Annotated in this window: 16 protein-coding genes; 5 read left to right on the forward strand and 11 right to left on the reverse strand. The window is 71.1% G+C overall.

Features of this window, described 5'->3' with window-relative positions; translation table 11 throughout:
• Positions 1-264 precede the first annotated feature (264 nt).
• A complete protein-coding gene (locus tag AC1MEY_RS09705) occupies positions 265-1,665 on the reverse strand; it encodes a mechanosensitive ion channel domain-containing protein (RefSeq protein WP_480230433.1) in 1,401 nt (466 codons plus the stop codon).
• Complete coding sequence (locus AC1MEY_RS09710; protein WP_480230434.1) at positions 1,662-3,854, reverse strand: adenylate/guanylate cyclase domain-containing protein; 2,193 nt, start codon at positions 3,852-3,854, stop codon at positions 1,662-1,664. The genes AC1MEY_RS09705 and AC1MEY_RS09710 overlap by 4 nt, the downstream gene beginning before the upstream one ends.
• Before the next feature lie 98 nt (positions 3,855-3,952).
• Between AC1MEY_RS09710 and AC1MEY_RS09715 the strand changes: the two genes are divergently transcribed.
• Positions 3,953-4,387, forward strand: coding sequence for a DUF1810 domain-containing protein (locus tag AC1MEY_RS09715; protein ID WP_480230435.1), 435 nt, complete (start codon positions 3,953-3,955; stop codon positions 4,385-4,387).
• Here AC1MEY_RS09715 and AC1MEY_RS09720 read toward each other — a convergent pair.
• The 8 genes from AC1MEY_RS09720 to AC1MEY_RS09755 all read right to left on the reverse strand — a co-directional run bounded on the left by AC1MEY_RS09720 (position 4,384) and on the right by AC1MEY_RS09755 (position 13,561).
• Complete coding sequence (locus AC1MEY_RS09720) at positions 4,384-5,718, reverse strand: alpha-amylase family protein (RefSeq protein ID WP_480230436.1); 1,335 nt, start codon at positions 5,716-5,718, stop codon at positions 4,384-4,386. The two genes, AC1MEY_RS09715 and AC1MEY_RS09720, sit on opposite strands and share 4 nt — an antisense overlap.
• Positions 5,715-6,194: a nucleoside deaminase gene (locus tag AC1MEY_RS09725; RefSeq protein ID WP_480230437.1), complete on the reverse strand. Its 480-nt coding sequence runs from the start codon at positions 6,192-6,194 to the stop codon at positions 5,715-5,717. Before AC1MEY_RS09725 ends, AC1MEY_RS09720 begins: the two co-directional genes overlap by 4 nt.
• A gap of 56 nt (positions 6,195-6,250) precedes the next feature.
• Positions 6,251-7,918 carry a tetratricopeptide repeat protein gene (locus AC1MEY_RS09730; RefSeq protein WP_480230438.1) on the reverse strand — a complete coding sequence of 556 codons (1,668 nt, stop codon included), beginning with the start codon at positions 7,916-7,918 and terminating at the stop codon, positions 6,251-6,253.
• Positions 7,854-8,951 carry an ABC transporter permease gene (locus AC1MEY_RS09735; RefSeq protein ID WP_480230439.1) on the reverse strand — a complete coding sequence of 366 codons (1,098 nt, stop codon included), beginning with the start codon at positions 8,949-8,951 and terminating at the stop codon, positions 7,854-7,856. Before AC1MEY_RS09735 ends, AC1MEY_RS09730 begins: the two co-directional genes overlap by 65 nt.
• Before the next feature lie 13 nt (positions 8,952-8,964).
• Positions 8,965-9,567: a TetR/AcrR family transcriptional regulator gene (locus AC1MEY_RS09740; RefSeq protein WP_480230440.1), complete on the reverse strand. Its 603-nt coding sequence runs from the start codon at positions 9,565-9,567 to the stop codon at positions 8,965-8,967.
• A 276-nt stretch (positions 9,568-9,843) separates the two neighbouring features.
• A complete protein-coding gene (locus tag AC1MEY_RS09745; protein WP_480230441.1) occupies positions 9,844-11,436 on the reverse strand; it encodes a SulP family inorganic anion transporter in 1,593 nt (530 codons plus the stop codon).
• A gap of 11 nt (positions 11,437-11,447) precedes the next feature.
• The gene (locus AC1MEY_RS09750; protein WP_480230442.1) at positions 11,448-12,146 is read right to left on the reverse strand and encodes a cysteine hydrolase family protein; all 699 of its coding nucleotides are present in this window, start codon (positions 12,144-12,146) and stop codon (positions 11,448-11,450) included.
• Complete coding sequence (locus tag AC1MEY_RS09755) at positions 12,143-13,561, reverse strand: allophanate hydrolase (RefSeq protein WP_480230443.1); 1,419 nt, start codon at positions 13,559-13,561, stop codon at positions 12,143-12,145. The genes AC1MEY_RS09750 and AC1MEY_RS09755 overlap by 4 nt, the downstream gene beginning before the upstream one ends.
• A 204-nt stretch (positions 13,562-13,765) precedes the next feature.
• On the opposite strand from AC1MEY_RS09755, the gene AC1MEY_RS09760 reads away from it, so the two are divergent.
• Both AC1MEY_RS09760 and AC1MEY_RS09765 read left to right on the forward strand, forming a co-directional pair.
• Positions 13,766-14,335 carry a TetR/AcrR family transcriptional regulator gene (locus AC1MEY_RS09760; RefSeq protein WP_480230444.1) on the forward strand — a complete coding sequence of 190 codons (570 nt, stop codon included), beginning with the start codon at positions 13,766-13,768 and terminating at the stop codon, positions 14,333-14,335.
• Between the two features lie 52 nt (positions 14,336-14,387).
• Positions 14,388-15,005 (forward strand): PaaI family thioesterase, encoded by a 618-nt coding sequence (locus AC1MEY_RS09765; RefSeq protein ID WP_480230445.1) that lies wholly within the window; start codon positions 14,388-14,390, stop codon positions 15,003-15,005.
• Here the strand turns inward: AC1MEY_RS09765 and AC1MEY_RS09770 are convergent.
• Positions 14,983-16,992: an FUSC family protein gene (locus AC1MEY_RS09770; protein WP_480230446.1), complete on the reverse strand. Its 2,010-nt coding sequence runs from the start codon at positions 16,990-16,992 to the stop codon at positions 14,983-14,985. The genes AC1MEY_RS09765 and AC1MEY_RS09770 overlap by 23 nt on opposite strands.
• A gap of 61 nt (positions 16,993-17,053) precedes the next feature.
• Between AC1MEY_RS09770 and AC1MEY_RS09775 the strand changes: the two genes are divergently transcribed.
• Entirely contained in the window at positions 17,054-17,764 is a 711-nt protein-coding gene (locus AC1MEY_RS09775; protein ID WP_480230447.1) for an EthD domain-containing protein, read from the forward strand.
• Positions 17,761-18,204, forward strand: a complete 444-nt coding sequence (locus AC1MEY_RS09780; RefSeq protein WP_480230448.1) for a TIGR03618 family F420-dependent PPOX class oxidoreductase — start codon at positions 17,761-17,763, stop codon at positions 18,202-18,204. Before AC1MEY_RS09775 ends, AC1MEY_RS09780 begins: the two co-directional genes overlap by 4 nt.
• The last annotated feature ends 45 nt before the right edge of the window (positions 18,205-18,249 follow it).

Raw genomic sequence — 18,249 nt, forward strand, 5'->3', positions numbered from 1 at the left:
TGGTGTCGATGTGACTCACGAGGTCTCGCCGGCATGAGTCGCTCGTGTTCTTCTCGGCGTCTGCGGGCGCGCGAGGCCACGGTGGCGGACGTCATCGGGCGACGAGTCAGCGCGCATCGCGGCGACTTTCACGAGATCCGCGCGATGGGCGTGCTGCGCGGGCGAGGCCGGCCGCGGTGCGGAGTTCGGCGGGGCAGGCCGGGACGTCCACTCCCGCGCGACGGCGCCGCCGTGCGATTCCAGCAAACGACCGGCGGAGCCGGCCTAGTCGGTGGCGGCGGCCAGCGCGCGCCGGACCTCGTCGCTGCGCTCCTCGATGGTGCGGCCGATCTCCTGCAGCAGCAGCGGCTTTCGCATCACCAGTGCCTCCATGTGCTCGCGTTCGATCTGCAGCACGGTCACCTCGTCCACCGCGTAGGCGCCCGACCGCACCGGCTCGCGGGTCAGCGTCGTCGACCCGATGAAGTCGCCCTCGTCGACGATCCGCACGGGCACCAGCGCGCCGTCGTCGGCCGCCGCGACGAGGCGCACGCGGCCGTTGACGATGAACGTCATCCGCTTGGGCACCTGCCCGGGGGACTGGATGGTCTCGTCGGCGCCGTAGCGGGTGATCCGGACGTGCGGCAGCAGCAGCTGCTGATCGGTGTGGCTGAGCCGCAACGTCGGTGCGATGATCCGCAGCGACGTCTCCAGCCGCTGCGCCGAGCCGAAGCCGTCCTCGACCCCGTCGAGCTTGAGGCCGGCCCGCCGGGCGGCGTACCAGGTCCAGCGCAGGAACGTCGCCCGTGCCCCGCTGCCGTCGGCGGGGGAGGTCACCGGGATCGTCGTCGTGTAGGTGCCCGCACCGGTCACCACGCTGGTCGGTGCGGCGCCCGGGCGCAGGTGGGGCAGCGTCCGGGCGACCGTGATCAGCAGCCGGCACACGTCGTCGGGGGGATCGTCGGGACCGAACTCCGTCTCGACCGAGATGGAGTGCTCACCCGCGGGTCTGCTGAGGTTCGCGAACGAGGCGTTCGCGAGCACCGAATTCGGGATGATGTGCAGGCCGCTGCCCGTATCGATGTGCGTCGCACGCCAATTCACCTCGACCACCCGGCCGCGCGCCGACGGCGTGTCCACCCAGTCGCCGATTCGGAACGGCTGCTCGAAGAGCAGCAGCAGCCCGGAGATGATCTGGCCGACGGAGTTCTGCAGCGTCAGGCCCAGGACGATCGACGAGATGCCGAGCGCGGTGAACAGTCCGCCGACGTTGGCGCCCCAGATGTAGGAGAAGATGATCGCCAGGCCGACCGCGATCACCAGGAACCGGGCGACGTCGAGGAAGATCGACGGGATGCGTTGTCGCCAGGAGCCTTCCGGTGCGCCCTGGAACAGGGTCGCGTTCAGCCCGGACAGCAGCAGCACCAGCACCACGAACCCGAACACCGTCGAGACGATCCGCACGGGGGTCGCCTCGGCCGACACCTCGGTGGCCTTGACGAGCAGGAGCAGCAGCGCGGCCAGCGGCAGGATGTAGTTGCGGATCAGGCCGACCGGACGGGCGAGCGAGCTGCCGCGCCGGGTCAGCGCCACCCGCAGTTCGGTGAGGACCACTAGTCCGACCGGTAGGCCGATCGCGACGCCGACGGCCCAGTAGAACCACGGCGCGTCGACCACGCTGGTCACGACTGCCGCTCCGCGAGCCGCCAGATCGGTCGAGCGTCACCGTCGACGGAGATCTCGCCCGCGGCCGTGAACTGCCGGGTGTCGCGCATCGCGTCGTACACGTCGGTGGTGACGTAGACGCCGGGTTGTGGCGAGCCGCTCTGCACCTGGTAGGCCAGATCCACCGCCGCTCCCCACATGTCGTAGGCCAGGCTGGACCGGCCCACCAGACCGCTGCTGACGGTGCCGGTGTCGATGCCGGCGCGCAGTCGCAGCGAGTGACCGTTCTCGCCGTTGAACCGGTTGACGATCCGGTTCATCTCCAAGGCGAAGTCCACGGTGCGGCGGACGTTGTCGATGCGCGGCACGTTCAGACCGCAGCTGGCCAGGTAGCCGTTGCGCAGGGTGCGCACCCGCTCGATGCCGAGGCTCTCCGCCGCGGCGTCGAACTGGCGGACGAGTCGGTTGACGATGGCCAGCGACTCGTCGGACGTGAGGTCCGCGGAGAGTTCGTCGAGTCCGACGATGTCGGCGAAGATCACCGTGACGTCCTGATGGTCCTGGGCGATGGTCTCCTCGCCGTCGCGGTACCGGGCGACCACCTGCTCGGGCATCAGGGACAGCATCAGCCGGTCGTTCTCCCGCCGCTGCTCGTTGAGCAGGTCCTCCTTGATGGCGAGGTTGCGGCTCATGTCGTTGAACGCCACGGTGAGGTCACCGAATTCGTCGCGGGAGGCCACCGGCACGGTGGCCCCGTAGTCGCCCGAGCTGATCCGCTGCGCCCCGCTCTCGAGGCGTCGGATGGGCCGAACGAACAGCCGTGCCAGCAGCATCGCCGCGATGCAGACCGTGAAGATGATTCCGACCGTCCACAGCACCAGCGTCTTGGTGAACGCCGACACCGGCGCGAACGCCTCGGCGGTGTCGATCTTGGCGATCACGTTCCACCGCAGACCGGGTATGTCCGCGGGCGCGTACGCCTGCAGCGTCTCGTGCCCCAGGTAGTCGTCGGCCACCAGCGTGCCCTTCTGGCCGCGCTGGGCGAACTTGGTCGCCTCGGTCGGCACCGGCTGCACCAGTGTCGTGCCGTTGCGGGCGATGGCCTCGTCGGCGACGTCGGGCGGCGTTCCCGCGTCGACGACGTCGCGCTTGTACGCGTCGCGGTCCTCGATGAAGAGCCTCGAGTCCGATCGCATCAGATCGTCGGGGCCGACGATGAACGTCTCGCCGGTGGTCCCCATGCCGGACTCCTCCCAGCGCTGGTCCATCGTCATGAGGCGGTTGATCTTCGAGATCGGGAACTGCAGTGCCAGAACGCCCGTCACGTTGCCCTCGGTCCCGACGGGGGAGGTGAACCATGCGGTCGGCTCGTCGGCGGGGAGGTACTTGCTGAAGTCGGTGATGCCGACGTAGTCGACGGTGTTGGACTCCAGCGCATCCATGTACGCGCCGGTGAGCGCGCCGCCCTTGTACGGTCCGGTCAGGATGTTGGTGCCGAGGTCGACGCCCTTGTAGGCGCTGTAGACGATGTTCCCCCGGGTGTCGAGCAGCATGGCGTCCTCGAATTCGAAGCGCTGCACGATCTCCCGGAAGAACTCGTTGAACCGGGCGTTGGCGGCCGACCAGGCGCTGCCGTCACGGGCGTCGTCGAACCGGACCGCCTGCTCCCAGTTCGAGAACGGCGCCGTGTAGTAGGCCTGCAGGTAGCGTTCCGCGTTCGAGTCGGGAAGCAGCGACGCCACGTCGACCTGGTTGCCGCTCTCCTTGAACTCGTCCCTGGCGAACTGGTTGGTGTAGTAGTCCACCAGCGACTGCTGCTGAGCGGGAGTGATGGTCGACGGGCCCAGCTGGTCGAAGCCGTCGGTGAACGCGTTGACGGCCATCGTCGCGGTCGATCCGCGGGAGTAGATCACCAGCGAGTTCTTGAGGTCCTGGATGCCGGCCTGCAGCTGCCTGCTCTGCGACTGGCGGATCTCGGTCAGCCGGTCGAACACCGAGGCGCGCAGGGAACTGCGACCCGACTCGTATCCGATGGCGCCCACGACCGCCGCGGACAGGATCGAGGTCAGCAGCAGCATCACCAGCAGCTTGGACTGGATGCTCACGCGTGACATCACGCGGCGGCGGTTGCGCTTCGCGGTGGCGCTCTCCGTGGGGGGCTCGACGCGGGCGGGCTCGACGTGGGCGGCCTCGTCCTGTGTGGTCGTCATCGGTTGCACAGACTAATGCCCGGAACGCGCTGGTCGGGGTCAGTAGGGAATGTTCGGCGGACGTGGACGCGGCGGTCGTCGTCGTGCACGGTGGAGGCATGGCCGATCCGTACGAGCTCCAGCGCTTCGTCACCGCGCAGCACCGCGTCTACGACGACGTGCTCGCCGAACTCCGCGCGGGCCGCAAGCGAAGTCATTGGATGTGGTTCGTGTTCCCGCAGGCTCGCGGTCTGGGCGGCAGCAGCATGGCCGATCGGTACGGCATCGGGTCGCGGGCCGAGGCGGTCGCCTATGCAGCGCACCCGGTGCTCGGACCGCGGCTGCGCGAGTGTGCGCGTCTGGTGGCCGCGGTGCCCGACGCCTCGGCACGCGACGTGTTCGGCTACCCCGACGACCTCAAGCTGCGGTCGTCGATGACGTTGTTCGCGTTGGCCACCGACGACGACGCCGACGTGGTGGCGGTGCTCGACGGGTTCTACTCCGGCGAGCGCGACGAGCGGACCGTGCGGATCTGGGAGTCCTGGTCGGACTAGTCGGCTGGCTCGATGATCGCCCACCCGTGCGGCGCGACGGTCACCTCGGATACGACGTCCTCGGCGGGTGCGCCCGATCCGGCGACGATGCGCCCGTTGGAGCCACCGTGCTCGGCAGGCACCACCCGCATGGTCTCGTCGCCGACGTTGAGCGCGACGAGGAGGGCGTTGGTGCCGTCGGCGACGCGGTAGAGGTACTGCTCGTTGGTCAACGTCAGCGCCGTGGTGCGCGCGGCGTACAGCCACGGATGTCGCCGCCGCAGCCCGATCAGGTGCTGGTGGGTGCGCCGCACGTCGTCGCCGAGGTTGGTCTCCGGTGGTACGGCGTCGAATTCGGGACGGACGGCGTCGTCACCGCCGACGCGGTCCTCCTTCACCCCGCGGTAGCCCCACTCGTCGCCCGCGTAGACGCTGGGCGTGCCCGCGATCGTGAACAGCAGGGCCAGCGCGTGCTCCACGTGCCGGGTGTCATCGAGCTTGCTGGCGATGCGGGTGACGTCGTGGTTGCCCACGAAGGTCATGGGGACGAACGTGTCGAGGAACTCGTCGTGCCGCCGCAGCGCGTGGTCGAGTTCGTGGAAGTTGCCGTCGTTTAGGCTGCTCCAGATGGCCTTCCACAGCTCGTACTGCGTCACCGAGTCGTAGGTCGCCGCGCTGACCATCGCGGCGTAGTCGCCGTGGATGACCTCGCCGACGAACCACGCGTCGGGGTGGTCGCGCCGCACCTTGGGGAGCACGGCCGCCCAGAACCGGTCGGGCACGGCGTACGCCGCGTCGAGCCGCCACCCGTCCGCGCCGCGGGCCAGCCAGTGCGACATGACGTCCGCGACGTAGTCGATCACCTCGGGGCTGTCGTGGTTGAGCGCGATGAGACCGTCGTGGCCCTCGAACGTCTCGAACCGGGACTGCTTGCCCCGCAACCGGAACCACGCCGACGACGGGTGGTCCGGGCCGCCCTCGAGCGCCTCGCGGTACTTCGCGAAGTCGGTGCCGACGTGGTTGAACACCCCGTCGAGCAGCACGCGCAGACCGCGTCCGTGCGCCTCGGCGATCAGCCGGTCGAAGTCGGCGTCGTCGCCGAGACGCGGATCGATGCGGAGGTGGTCGGTGGTGTCGTATCCGTGGGTGCGCGAGGCGAACACCGGTCCGAGTGCCACGCCGGACGCGCCGAGCGACACCGGGTGGTCGAGCCAGGCGGTGACGCGGTCGAGCCGGTGCTCGTCGGCGGTGGGCGCGGGATCGGCGGGGAAGGCACCGACGAACCCCAGCGGGTAGACCTGCCACCAGATGGCGTGCCGGACCCAGTCGGGCTCGCGCGAAGACTTATTCATGCCTTGAACTTCTCCTCGTAGAGCGCCTTCATGTCCGCCTCGAGTTCGAGGGCGGGTCCGTCCACCGGCACCTTGGGGGCGACGGCGGTGATCGGCAGCGGCACGACCGGTGCCGGGGTGGTGCCCCACTCGGCCTGCCAGGCGATCAGCTGTTCGGACGACGCGGCATACACCACGCGGCCCAGACCTACCCAGCCGTGCGCCGCCGCACACATCGGGCAGTGTTCGCCGGAGGTGTAGACGGTGGCCCGAACGCGTTGCACCGGCGCGAGGTTCGCCACCGCCCAGCGGGCGATCGCGAACTCCGGGTGCCGTGTCGCGTCGCCGTCCTTGACGCGGTTGCGGTCCTCGAAGCGGACGACCCCGTCGGCGTCGACCAGCAGTGAGCCGAACGGCTCGTCGCCGTCGTCGAGGGCCTCGCGTGCCAGCTCCACGCAGCGGCGCAGATGTTCCAAATCGCGGGCGGTGATCGACACCACCGCGAGTTTACGCAGGCGGGGTGCGACGACCTCCCGGCGTCACCGCAGCCCCGTCAGGTCACGTCCAGCCGACAGGCGCAGGAGGCGACGACCGGCACGTCGGCGCGTGCGGTCGCAATCTCGAGCTGCTTGCCGATGACGGCCGCCTCGGCGTCGCGGCCCAGCCGGGTCAGACATTCGTGGTAGCCGTGCAGGCTCCACACGTTGCCGGGGTGCTGGCAGGACCGGGTCAGCGTCGGGTCCAGGCCGAGGTCGGCGGCGTACACCGCCGCGGCCTCCTCGACCCTGTCCTGTTCGAGCAGCAGCGCCCCGTAGGCGTGCCGGGTGGGTTGCATCCAGCCCCACGGTTCGTCGTAGGGCAGTGCGTCGTCGAGGTCGATGGCCCGCCGGAGCGCGGCGAACGCGTCGTCGAATGCGCCTGCCCGATAGGCGATCTCACCGTCGAGCATGGCGGCCGCGATTGCGAGGATGTCGCGGCTGGTGTTGTTGAACAGGTAGCGGGACTCGGGGACGCGCTCGTAGGAGGCGGCGAAGGCCTCCCGTTCGGCGCGGGCGGCGGTCAGGTCGCCGGTGGCGGCGTGGGCCACGCCGCGGCCGTAGTGGACGGTGGCCGCGGTGGTGCAGTACAGGTCGGTGTCCTCGGGCAGGGGCTCGGCGATCAGGTCGGCCCACCGGCCGAACCGGACCAGCACGTGGATCCGCAACGGCACGAACGCCTCGAGCCAGTTGGCCATCGGGGGCGACTCGACCGCCAGCAGGTCGGGCGTCAGCTGCGCGGCGAGTTCACCCGCGGCGGCCAGCGCGGTGGCGTACTGCCCCTCGAACATCGCGGAGTACACGATGAAGTGCAGGTCGTGCGCCCGGTAGAGCGAGTAGAAGTTGAACGGCCCGGAGCGTTCGACGAAGCGGCGGTCGGCGCGGACGGCCGTCTGGTTGGCGACGATGGAGCTGCGGTAGTCGCCGCACAGCACGTCGATGTGGCTCGGCATGTGCTGCAGGTGTCCCGCGTCGGGCACCAGGCCGCGCAGCAGGTCCGCGGCGGGCAGCGCCTCCTCGGGGTGGGCGGACATCTCCATCGCGTGGATGTACAGGTGCAGGACGCCGGGATGCTGGCGGCCCGCGGGCGTGCTCAGCGCCTTCTCGAGGATGGCCTTCGCCTCGAGCACCCGCGACCCCGGCGCGGGATCGCCGGTGGCGTTCCACAGCGCCCAGGCGGTGACGTTGAGCAGGGCGTCGGCGGCCAGTGCCTGGACGTCGACGTCGCCGGGGTGACGGTCGACGAGGGTCAGCATCGCGTCGGCGTAGGTGGTGTGCGCGGCCGCCAGCGCGTCGACGTCGGACGGGTCGTCGGTCGAGAAGCGCGATCCCAGAGCGGAGATCAGGTCCCGTTCGGCGTCCGACGCGCGGCCGCGGCCGGCGAGTTCGAGTTCCTGGCGGGCCCGGTCCAGCGACTGCGCGCGGTCGGCCGGGTCGAACGCCTCCCACGCCTTGTTGTAGTTGGGTCCGATCGCGTACGCGATGCCCCAGCGGGCGATCGCGAGGTCGGGGTCGAGGTCGAGCGCCCGCTCGAAGCAGGCGATCGCCTCTTCGTGGTTGAACGCGTACGCCCACACCAGCCCGCGGTCGAACCAGGTCTGCGCCTCCGGCGCAGGGGTGTCAATCGGCCGGTGATGTGACCCGAGGTCGTAGTACGGCTCGGTCGCGGCCGTCGGTGTCGTCACGTCCAGCACGATAATTGAGCGCCGACCGCAGCGCTCCGGATCGGATCGCCGTCGCGCCGACGGCGAGGGCGCAGCCGACCGCCGCCCAGACGCCGAGCGTCACCAGCGGGGTCACCGCGCCGTGGCCGCCGAAGTACTCGACGCTGCGCAGCAGTGCGACGCCCGATCCCTGCGGAACGATCGCGTTGAACGCCACGTAGAAGCCCGACAGCAGCGGCAGTCCCACCGGGCCCGCGGCGGCGGCGTTGCCCACGATCACCAGGAACCCCGTCAGGGTGGCCGAGGCGATGGTGCCGAAGGCGGCGGCCACTCCGGTGACCGCACCCGCGACGGCCAACGCGTAGAGGAACAGTGCGCCGAACAGCTGCCAGGTGTGGCCGGTCAGCGCGCCGAGGATGACGTCGACGTAGAGCGTGACGCCGCCGGCCAGCACGGCCGAGTAGGCGGCCAGGCTCAGCGTCCGCCAGGCCAGCGTGGTGGCGTGCCGCACGCTGCCCATCATCCGGTTGAACACGGTCGCGCCCACCGATGCGCCGATCGACAGGAAGATGACGGCGTAGAACACGACCGTGCCCTGGGGGTCGGCCGCCGTGGGCGGGGCGACGTCGGTGACGGTGGCGACCAGGCCGGCCTTCTCCGCCACGCCCTGCCCGACGGTCTGGGCCGCGTTGGCGACGCTGCGGCCGCCGCCACCGGCGACCAGGACGTCGAGGCGCCCGGGTGCCGGCACGACGAACGCGGCGTCGGCGCGGCGTTCGTAGACCTGGGCGCGGGCGGCGGCCTCGTCGGCGACGGGCGTGACCGTCAGGGTGTCCTGACCACGCAGGCCGTCGACGAGCTGGTGCGGGCCGGCCACCGCGACGTTCAGGTGGTGCAGCGTGGGCTTGGCGAAGGCGCCGGAGTAGCTCGCGATCATGGCGATGACGAACACGGCCAGCGCCGCCATGACGAGCGCCATCTTGCGAACGTCGTTGCGCGACGGACGGTTCGGCGCGGCCGCGGTCGTGTCCGCGGGGGTGTGGTGCTTGCCCATGGTGTGGGCCTCTCTACTTGGTCGTGTCGTCGTGGTGGTGGTGGTCGAGGCTGACGGGACGGCCGATCAGCGCGTCGACGGTGTCGAGCGCCGCGGTCACCCGCGCCCGGAGGTCGGTGGCGTCGTCGTCGGCCATCCAGGAGCGCAGTACTTCCTGGAAGCCGCCGACGAGGAACCGGCTGACCGCGTCGGGCCTGGGCGCCGACACGGGGCCGAGGACGGGCATGGCCCGCCGTGCCATCTCCTCGCATGCGGGCAGGAGTGCGGCGCGGAACGCCGTCACCACCCGCTGGGTCACCGCGCTGGGCACGACGTTGTGATACATCGCGCGGTGGTCGGCGGCCCGGTCGAAGATGCGCAGGATGCGCTCGCGGGGCTCGCCGTCGATGTCGGCCGTCGCCGCGGCGAAGGCCACGTCGAAGGCCGAGCCGACCGCATCGTCGCGGTCGGCGAAGTGCTGATAGAACGCCTGGCGGCTCACACCTGCGCGGGCCACCACGTCGGCGACGGTGATCCGGTCGACGGGTCGCTCGTGGGCGAGGTCGAACGCGGCGTCGCGCAGCAGCGCGCGAACGCGTTCGGCGCGGGGGTCCACGCTGTTCGTCCTGGCTGCCATGCACCGAGTCTACGACCGTTCGTAGACACTTGACCACGAAAACATAGATGATCTATGGCACGTGTTCGGGCCCGTGTGACCCCCGTCGCCCATCTCCGGCGAGCAGTCCGCTTCGCGGCTCCAGTGAACTCCCCTCAATCGCGGTGAAACAGGGGAGTTGACGTCTGCTCGCGGGAGGACGGTGGCCGTCCCTGTTCCCCGCGAAAAGACGTGAACTCCCCTCGATTGCGGTGAAGGAGGGGAGTTGACGTCTGCTCGCGGGAGGAACGAGGGGGGCTAGTGGCCGGCGACGATGTCCGACTCGTCGACCACGACGGGCTCGCGCGCGCCGGGCAGGAACCAGAACAGCACGCAGACGAGACCGAAGAACAGGTAGCCGAGCGCCACCGCGGGATTGGCGGCCCACGCGACGGCGGGGGCGTGGATCAGGCCGATGAACGACAGCAGCGCACCGACGGCCGACGCGATCGCCGCGTACAGGAACTTCTTCTCCAGGATGAACGTCACCATCGTGCCGAGCACGAGGCCGACCAGCACCGCGCCCTCGCCGAGCGTCTTGAGTCCCTCGTAGACGACGCCCGCGCCGTTGAGCGCCTCCATGCCGACCTCGGTGGCCGACGTCCCGGCCGCGTTGAGAGCGTTGTCGATCAGCCCGTGCGCCCACTGGGCGAGGTTGGGCAGGATGGCCGCGACCACCGCCACCGCGTGCAGGCGCGGCACCGCCTGGAACGCCTGGGCACCGATGAGCAGGCCGATGTAGAGCAGGATCGGCACGATCGCCGGCACCGGCAGCAGCGCGTCGAGCACGCCGAACAGCCCGACGAAGCAGAGGATTCCGATGACCACGCCGCTGGCGAGCGAATACCCCGCGCGACCGCCGGCGTCCTTCCAGCCGGGGTGGCCGATGTACACCGCGGGCGGGAACGGCGACCCGAACGCCGAGCCGATCACTGCGCCCGCACCGTCGGCGAGCAGCACGCTGCGCAGGTTGTAGTCGTCGCCGGCGGCCGCGGCGCTCTCTACGTTGCTCATCGCCTCGGTGAAGTTGTAGACGCCCAGCGGGATGGCGGTGCCGAGCAGGGGAGCGAGGTTGGACAGGCCGGACAGCAGCATGTCGATGCGGAGGTCGGGCACGCCGATCGCGATGTCGGAGACCGCCTGGCTCACGTCGGGTGCCGACATGTAGCCGCCGATCCATCCGATCGCGGTGCCGACGAGCAGCGCGGCGAGGCCGATCGGAATGCCGAAGGGCAGCTTCACGTCGGTGAAGAAACCGATCAGGATGATCGCGAGGACGGGCAGCCCGATCCAGGCCACCTCCCACATCTGCGCGGCCGGACGCATCGAGATGAACGTGATCGAGATGCCCGCCAGCGTGCCGAGCATCGCCGCGCGCGGCGTGAGCTTGCGGACGTACGGGCCGACGAACGCGCCGATCATCACGATGATGCCGATCATGAACGCCCATGCCAGTCCGGCCTGCCAGGCCGCCATCGCGTCGTCGGTGTTCAGGTAGACCGGCAGCATCACGACGAAGACGACGATGAACATGTGCGGCACACTCGGCCCGTACGGCAGAGCCGTGACGTCCGAACGGTTTTCGCGCGATGCCAGGCGACGGGCGAGGAACGTGTAGTACAGATTGCCGAGGATCAGCGCGACGCCGAGCGCGGGCAGCACGGTGCCCAGCACGTCGCCGGCCGGCACGTTGACCACCCCGATCATCAGGCCGGTCAGCGTGAGGACGTTGACCAGGATGTTGAACCCGAGCCCGAAGAACGCGTTGGTGTCGCCGCGCGTCCACCACGGGATCGACGTGGGCTTCTCGGCGGCCGGCTCCACCGGCGGATCGCTGATCTCGGTCGACATGGCGGGTCCTCTCAGGGCAGTGACGGAGACGTGGCGAGTTGCCGGAGCACGGGGGTGACGGCGGCGCTGTCGGCGACCCAGCCGAAGATGCCGCCCTGCGCCTTGATCATCTCGAGCCCGACGCGGTGGAAGTCGGCGAAGTACGAACCGCAGCAATCGGATACGACGAGGCACTCGTAGCCCCGGTCGTTGGCCTCGCGGGTGGTGGTGTGCACGCAGACCTCGGTGGTGACGCCGGTGACGAGCAGCGACGTGATGCCGGCGGCGGTCAGGACGTCGGACAGTTCGGTGGCGTAGAACGCGCCCTTGCCCGGCTTGTCGATGACCACTTCGCCGTCGATCGGGGCGAGCTCGTCGACGATGTCGTGGCCGTACTCGCCGCGGATGAGGATCCGTCCGTACTTCCCCGCGTCGCCGATGCGGTGCGACGGCGCGCCGCGGGTGAGCTTGGCGGGCGGGCAGTCCGAGAGGTCGGGGGAGTGGCCCTCCCGCGTGTGGATCACCATCACGCCGGCCTGGCGGGCGGCCGCGATGAGCGCCGCCAGCGGCGGAACCACCTCGAGCAGTCGACTGACGTCGTTGCCCAGGCTCTCGCCGAATCCCCCTGGCAGCAGGAAGTCCCGCTGCATGTCGATGACGAGGAGCGCTGTCCGCGCCGGGTCGAGCGTGAATGGCGACGGCTCGGCGGGCACGGTGATGGTCGGTGTCACGGGAGCTCCTGGAGTGCGCTGGTGGACGGCGACGTCGTCGCGTCCCGGCCGGCCGGGCGGGAGCGCGGCTCGTCGAGGATGCGGGCGGCGAGTTGCAGGACGGTGTCGTCGCCGAGCGCCGGGCCGAGCAGCATCGCCGAATAGGGCCGCCCGCCCGCGGTGACCCCGAGCGGCACCGCGACGCCGATCAGGTCGAGCAGGTTGCCGAAGTGGGTGTAGTGCCCGAGCATCGTGTTGCAGCCGATGGGGTTGGCGAGCACCTCGCCGACGGTGAAGGTGGTCCCGATCGTCGGTACGACGAGCACGTCGAGGTGCTCCCAGATCCGGCCGACCTCGGCGGTGAGTTCCTTGAGTCGCTGCAGGGCCGCGAAAGCGTCCACGGCCGTGTACTTCTCGCCGCTGCGCAGGATGTCGCGTACCACCGGATGGATGGATCCGGGGTGCTCGGCGAGGAAGTCGCCGAACTCGACGAGGCGTTCGGCCACCCACGGCCCCTGGTAGAGCAGCGTGCCGGCGGCCAGGAACGGCTGCAGCGACACCTCGGTGGGCGTTACGAGCTTCGCCAGGTGGTCGCGGAACCCGAGGTGTGCGTCGCGCATGTCGGTGTCGCCGAAGAACTCCAGATCGCCGACCGGCGGCAGGCCCACCCGGATGGGGGCGCCGTCGTGGCGCGGGCCGCGGTCGCGCGACCATGGGTCGGCGTCGTCGCGGGCGATCATCACGTCGAGGGCCCGGTCGGCGTCGTCGATGCTGCCGGCCATCACGCTGAGGCAGTCCAGCGACTTGCACGCCGGGACGAGGCCCACGGTGCTGATCAGCCCGCGCGACGGCTTGACCCCGACGACGCCGTTGAGCGCGGCGGGCACCCGGCCGGATCCCGCGGTGTCGGTGGCGACGGCGAACGGCACCTGGCCGAGCGCGACGGCCAGCGCGGAACCGGAACTCGAACCGCCCGAGATCATCTCGCCGCCGAACACGCTGCGCGGCACGGTGTACGGGGTCCGGGTGCCGTTGAGTCCGGTGGCGAACTGGTCGAGGTTGGTCTTGCCGACGTACAGCGCACCGGCGTCGAGCAGTCGCTGGACGGCCGGCGCCGTCGCCGCGGCGACGTATGCGTAGTCCGGACACGACAGCGTGGTCGGCACGCCCTCGACGTCGATGCTGTCCTTGACGCCGAACGGCACCCCGTAGAGCGGCAGCGTCCTGGCGCCGGGCCGGTCCTCGATCTCGGCGGCCGCGGCGAGGAGTCGCTCGCGCGGCACGGTGGACAGCCAGGTGCCGTCGTCGCCCCGGGCCGCGATCGCGTCGGCCACCCGGGTCGCGGTCTTCGTCGGCGAACCCGTGCCGCTCGCGTGGGAGGCCAGGATCTCGGCGACCGATGGGCCTATGGACGGCCCACGGGCGTCACGAGTCATACCCGTTGATTGTCAGCACGTTCATGCCGATCTCGGGACGGTTGTGTGTCGTTCCTGTTAGGTCACACCCGCGAGTTCTCCCGCGAGCAGACGTCAACTCCCCCCATTCGGCCCGAAACAGGGGAGTTCGCGACTGCTCGCGGAAAGAAGGTGACCGGGGCCGGCCTCCGGGAGTGTCAACGACGGGTGACTTATCCTGGTGGCATGGCCGCCACCAGAGCCCGCAACGCCGCGGACACCCGAGCCCAGATCCTCGCCGCCGCACGACAGCGGTTCGGCACCGACGGGTACGACCGCGCGACGCTGCGCGCCATCGCGGCCGACGTCGGGGTGGACGCCGCGCTGGTGATCCGGTACTTCGGCAGCAAGCAGGACCTCTTCGCCGCGGCGGCCGAGTTCACGCTCGACCTGCCCGACCTCACCGGCGTGCACCCCGACGAGGTGGCCGACGTGCTGCTCCCCAAGTTCTTCGCCGTCTGGGAGGACGACACCACGTTCGTCGCACTGCTGCGCGCGGCGATGACCAGCCCGACCGCCGCGGACACGATGCGCACGGTGTTCGCCACGCAGGTGGCCCCGGCGCTGGCGGCCGTCACGCCCGACCATCCGGCCCAGCGCGCGGGACTCATGGGCGCGTTCATCATCGGGCTGGCCACCACGCGCTACGTCCTGGCCAACCCCGCCGTCGCGATGCTCAGCCACGACGAGCTGATCCGGTGGGCGCGGCCCGTCGTGCGGCAACTCCTCCTCGACGAGGCGCCGTCGCAGGCGTGACCCCGCGTGGGGTGACTCGACACCGCCGCCTAGAACGTGTTCTAGTGCAGCCGTGGTCGAGTTCACCGTCGCAAACCTGGATTCCGCCGACGTCGAGCGCCTGCGCGCCGTCTTCGGCCCGCTCACCGAGTCGGTGCGGGACCTGATCGACGCCACCATCCGCACCGAGGTCGACGCCGACGTCGTCGCGGTGGCCAAGGCCGAGATCGACGCGGCGACCGCGCGGCTGCGCAGCAGGCAACTCGACGGGCCGTTCGGCGTGCGGATCGCCGAGGGGGGTCAGATGCCGTGGGGCAACCCGGTGATCGGCCTGCGCAACCCGATCGCGCCGCCCCTGGTGCTGCACCGGACGGCCGATGGCGGCAAGGCCGCCGACTTCCACCTCGGCGCGGCCTACGAGGGGCCACCCGGACACGTCCACGGCGGGGTGTCGGCGCTGATCCTGGACCACGTGCTGGGGGAGGCCGCCAGCAGCGCGGAGTCCCCGCGGCTCACCGGCACCATCTCGATGCGCTACCTGCGCACGACGCCGCTGGGGGACCTGCACGTCGAGGCGCGGATCGTCCGCACCGAGGGCGTCAAGACCTTCGCGGTCGGCCACCTCTCGGACGCCGACGGGGTCACCGTCGAGGCCGAGGGCGTGTTCATCACCCCGAAGTGGGCTCGCTGACGCGCTGGAGTTCGCCGATCTGCACCAGATGCTCGGTGACGGCCTCGATCTCGGCCAGCAGCACCCGGGCCGAGGCGTCGTCGACGTTGGTGAGTTCGGAGCGCACCCGCCCGACGGCGGCGGTCAGCGCCGAGACGTCGAGCGTCCACGCCAGTCCGGCGGTCTGCGGGTCGCCGCGCAGCGCCTCGACGTACTCGTCGACCGCACTCGCCAGCGCGGTGCTCGTCTCGGCCGCGCGGCGGGCGGGCAGGTTGGCCTCGAGCGCGGCGCACGCCGCGGTGACCGCATTGAGCCCCGCGCGGTAGGAGCTGAGCCAGCGGCGCAACTGCCGATCGTCCATCAGGCCCGTCGCGGCCGACTCCTCGAACGCGGCCCTGGCCCGCAGGGCGCGCTCCCACGCCGCCGACATCTGCTCACCCGGCCGCTCGACGTCGTGCACCGATGCCCGCAGCACCGTTGCGGCGTAGTCGATCTCGGCCTTGAGCAGTTCGCCGGCCCGCTGCCGCAGCCGGACCGAGGTGCGGTCGGGCAACGCGACGTGCGCCAGCACGGCGAGCACGCCGCCGATCAACGCGGCGAGCACCCTGTCGCCCATCGTCGCCAGCCCGGCGACGCCCGACACGTCGACGAGGAACACCAGACACGCCGCCAGCGCCGCCGTCACCACCACGTAGCCGCGGCCCGCGACGGCGTAGACCGCGCCGAGCAGCACCACGCCGCACAACGCGGCGAACGGTCCGGCGGGATGCAGCACCAGCGTGATCAGCGTCGCGACGGCCACGCCGATCGCGATGCCCGCCACCCGTCCCACACACCGCGTGTACGTGTGCGCGGTCTCGGGCCGCAGCACCATCACGATGGTCAGCGGAATCCAGTAGCCCTGGGCCACCTCGGCCACGCGCGCGATCGCGACGCCGGCGCCCGCGGCGACCGAGAGCCGGATCGCGTGCCGCATCACCGGTGAATCGGCGCTCAGCTGGTCGCGAATCAACGAGCCGGCCTGGTCGAGCGTGCCCGCCAGTCCCGGCCGACGGACCTGCGCCAGCTCGGCGGCATCCGGGGCGGCCTCGCCATAGCGCAGCGCCGCGGCGTCCCGCAGCTGCGCCGAGAGGCGGCGGATCAGCGGCGTCTCCAGCTCGGACGCACCGGCCGCGACCGCGTCGAACCGTCCCATCGCGTAGCCGGTCACCTTGGCGTTGGCCCGGGTGGGACGTGCGACGGCGTCGAGCACCTCGGCCGCCGCGGCGAGGATCGGCGACAGCCCGGGATCGACGGTGGACCTGCCCGCCAGCGCCGCCAGCGTCACGCCGATCCGCTCCGGCAGCTTGTACCAGGCCCGGTAGGCGAGCGGATGACGCACGGCCTGCTCCGGAGTGAAGGTGAACGTCTCCCGCAGCCGGTGCAGCGGCGCGGCCGCGATCTCACCGCTGGGGTCCGCGGCGAGGGCACGCGCGTCGGCGGCCAGCGACCGGTACGCGACGGTGAGCGCCTGCCGCTGCACCTGCCACCGCCGGCGCGGCCACAGCGCGATCAGCGCCGCCTGCGCCAGCCCGCCGACGATGGCCAGTGCGGTCGATCCGATGACCCCCGACCACGTCGGCGCCGTGGGGGGCGCCACCACCAGCAGCACGCAGCCCGCGGCGGACAGCAGGCCCGCGTTGCGTCCCGCCGCCCAGGCGAGCCCGGCGAGGAAGCAGCCGGCGGTGACCGCGGCGACGAAGAGCAGCCAGTAGTACGACGTGGAGGCCCCGAGCAGGACCGCGGCTCCCATCGCGAAGGACACCCCGATGACGATGGGGAAGCGGCCGTGCGGACTGTCCTGCAGCGCCGCCGCTCCCGCGATGGCCGCCGCACCGCCCGCCGCCAGCGCCGCCGCGGGGCCGAGCAGATACAGGCCCAGACCGACGACCACGGCAACGCCCAGCAGGCTCCGGATCACCGCGCCGGCATCCGGCGCGGCCGGGCGCACTGCCAGACCTCTGATCACGGCTTCTTTCTACCTTGACCACGCGTCGCCGCCCATCTTCCCCGGTGAGTAGGTTCGAGTCGTGGAAAAGGTGGTCGTCACACTCGGACGTTCGGAGGCCGACGAGGCGTGGTGCACGCGCCTGCGGTCGGAGGTCGCGGGGGAGGTGCTCGACCTCGGCGTGCCCGGGCTGGCGGTCAACGTCCGCGACGACGCCGTGCGGAACTCGCTGATGACGTTGACGACCCTCGAGCCGCCGGTGGTGGCGCTGGTGACGGTGTGGACGCAGCAGTACTACGGCGGGCAGCTCGCCGCGGTGCTCGACCTCCTCGGCCGCGAGGGCGACTCGATGGCCGCGTACCTGGTGACCGAATCGGTGCCGCTGCCGCCCCCCGACGTGCTCGGCGACCGCACCCCGGGCTTCGCCAACGTCGCGCTGCTGCGGCGGCCGGAGTCGATGGACGCCGAAACCTGGCTGACGCGTTGGCACTCCGACCACACGCCCGTCGCGCTCGCCACGCAGTCCACGTTCGGCTACGTCCAGAACACCGTCGTCAGGGCGCTCACCCCGGGCGCACCCGTCGTGTCCGCCGTCGTCGAGGAGAACTTCCCGATCGAGGCCACCGGCGACCTGCACGCGTTCTTCGGGGCGGCCGACGACGCCGACCTCGACCACCGGATGACCCGCATGATGGCCAGCACCGCGGCATTCGGCGCCAATGAGAACGTCGACACCATCCCCACCAGCCGCTACCTCCTCCGCACCCCCTTCAGCCAGGAGCCATCATCGTGACCACCCTCCACGACGCCCACGCACTGGCCGCTGCCGACAACGGACTCGCCGTCGTCGCCACGCTGCGGGCCGACCAGACGATCCAGGCGTCGCTGATCAACGCCGGCGTGGTCCCGCATCCCTCGTCGGGCGAAGACGTGCTGGCGTTCGTCACCTACGGCAAGGTCAAGCTCGCCAACCTGCGGGCGCGCCCGCAGACCGCCGTGACGTTCCGCGGCGGCTGGCGCTTCGCGACGGTCGAGGGCACCGCCGAACTCGCCGGCCCGGACGATCCCCAGCCCTGGCTCGACGGACCCGACGCGCTGCGACTGCTGCTGCGCGAGGTGTTCACCGCCGCGGGCGGCACCCACGACGACTGGGAGTCCTACGACGCCACGATGGCCGAGCAGCGCCGCACCGTGGTCCTCATCGCACCCACGCGCATCTACGGCACTGGCTGACCATCCCCCGTCGCTCCGCTCGCCCCGGTGATGATCCCCCGTCGC

This window comes from Mycobacterium sp. PTI7 (assembly GCF_056679845.1).

Bases quoted from the DNA above. Each gene is read 5' to 3' on its own strand.
- AC1MEY_RS09710 (WP_480230434.1), bottom strand. From the start codon at position 3,854: ATGACGACCACACAGGACGAGGCCGCCCACGTCGAGCCCGCCCGCGTC.
- AC1MEY_RS09715 (WP_480230435.1), top strand. From the start codon at position 3,953: ATGGCCGATCCGTACGAGCTCCAGCGCTTCGTCACCGCGCAGCACCGC.
- AC1MEY_RS09720 (WP_480230436.1), bottom strand. From the start codon at position 5,718: ATGAATAAGTCTTCGCGCGAGCCCGACTGGGTCCGGCACGCCATCTGG.
- AC1MEY_RS09735 (WP_480230439.1), bottom strand. From the start codon at position 8,951: ATGGGCAAGCACCACACCCCCGCGGACACGACCGCGGCCGCGCCGAAC.
- AC1MEY_RS09740 (WP_480230440.1), bottom strand. From the start codon at position 9,567: ATGGCAGCCAGGACGAACAGCGTGGACCCCCGCGCCGAACGCGTTCGC.
- AC1MEY_RS09745 (WP_480230441.1), bottom strand. From the start codon at position 11,436: ATGTCGACCGAGATCAGCGATCCGCCGGTGGAGCCGGCCGCCGAGAAG.
- AC1MEY_RS09755 (WP_480230443.1), bottom strand. From the start codon at position 13,561: ATGACTCGTGACGCCCGTGGGCCGTCCATAGGCCCATCGGTCGCCGAG.
- AC1MEY_RS09760 (WP_480230444.1), top strand. From the start codon at position 13,766: ATGGCCGCCACCAGAGCCCGCAACGCCGCGGACACCCGAGCCCAGATC.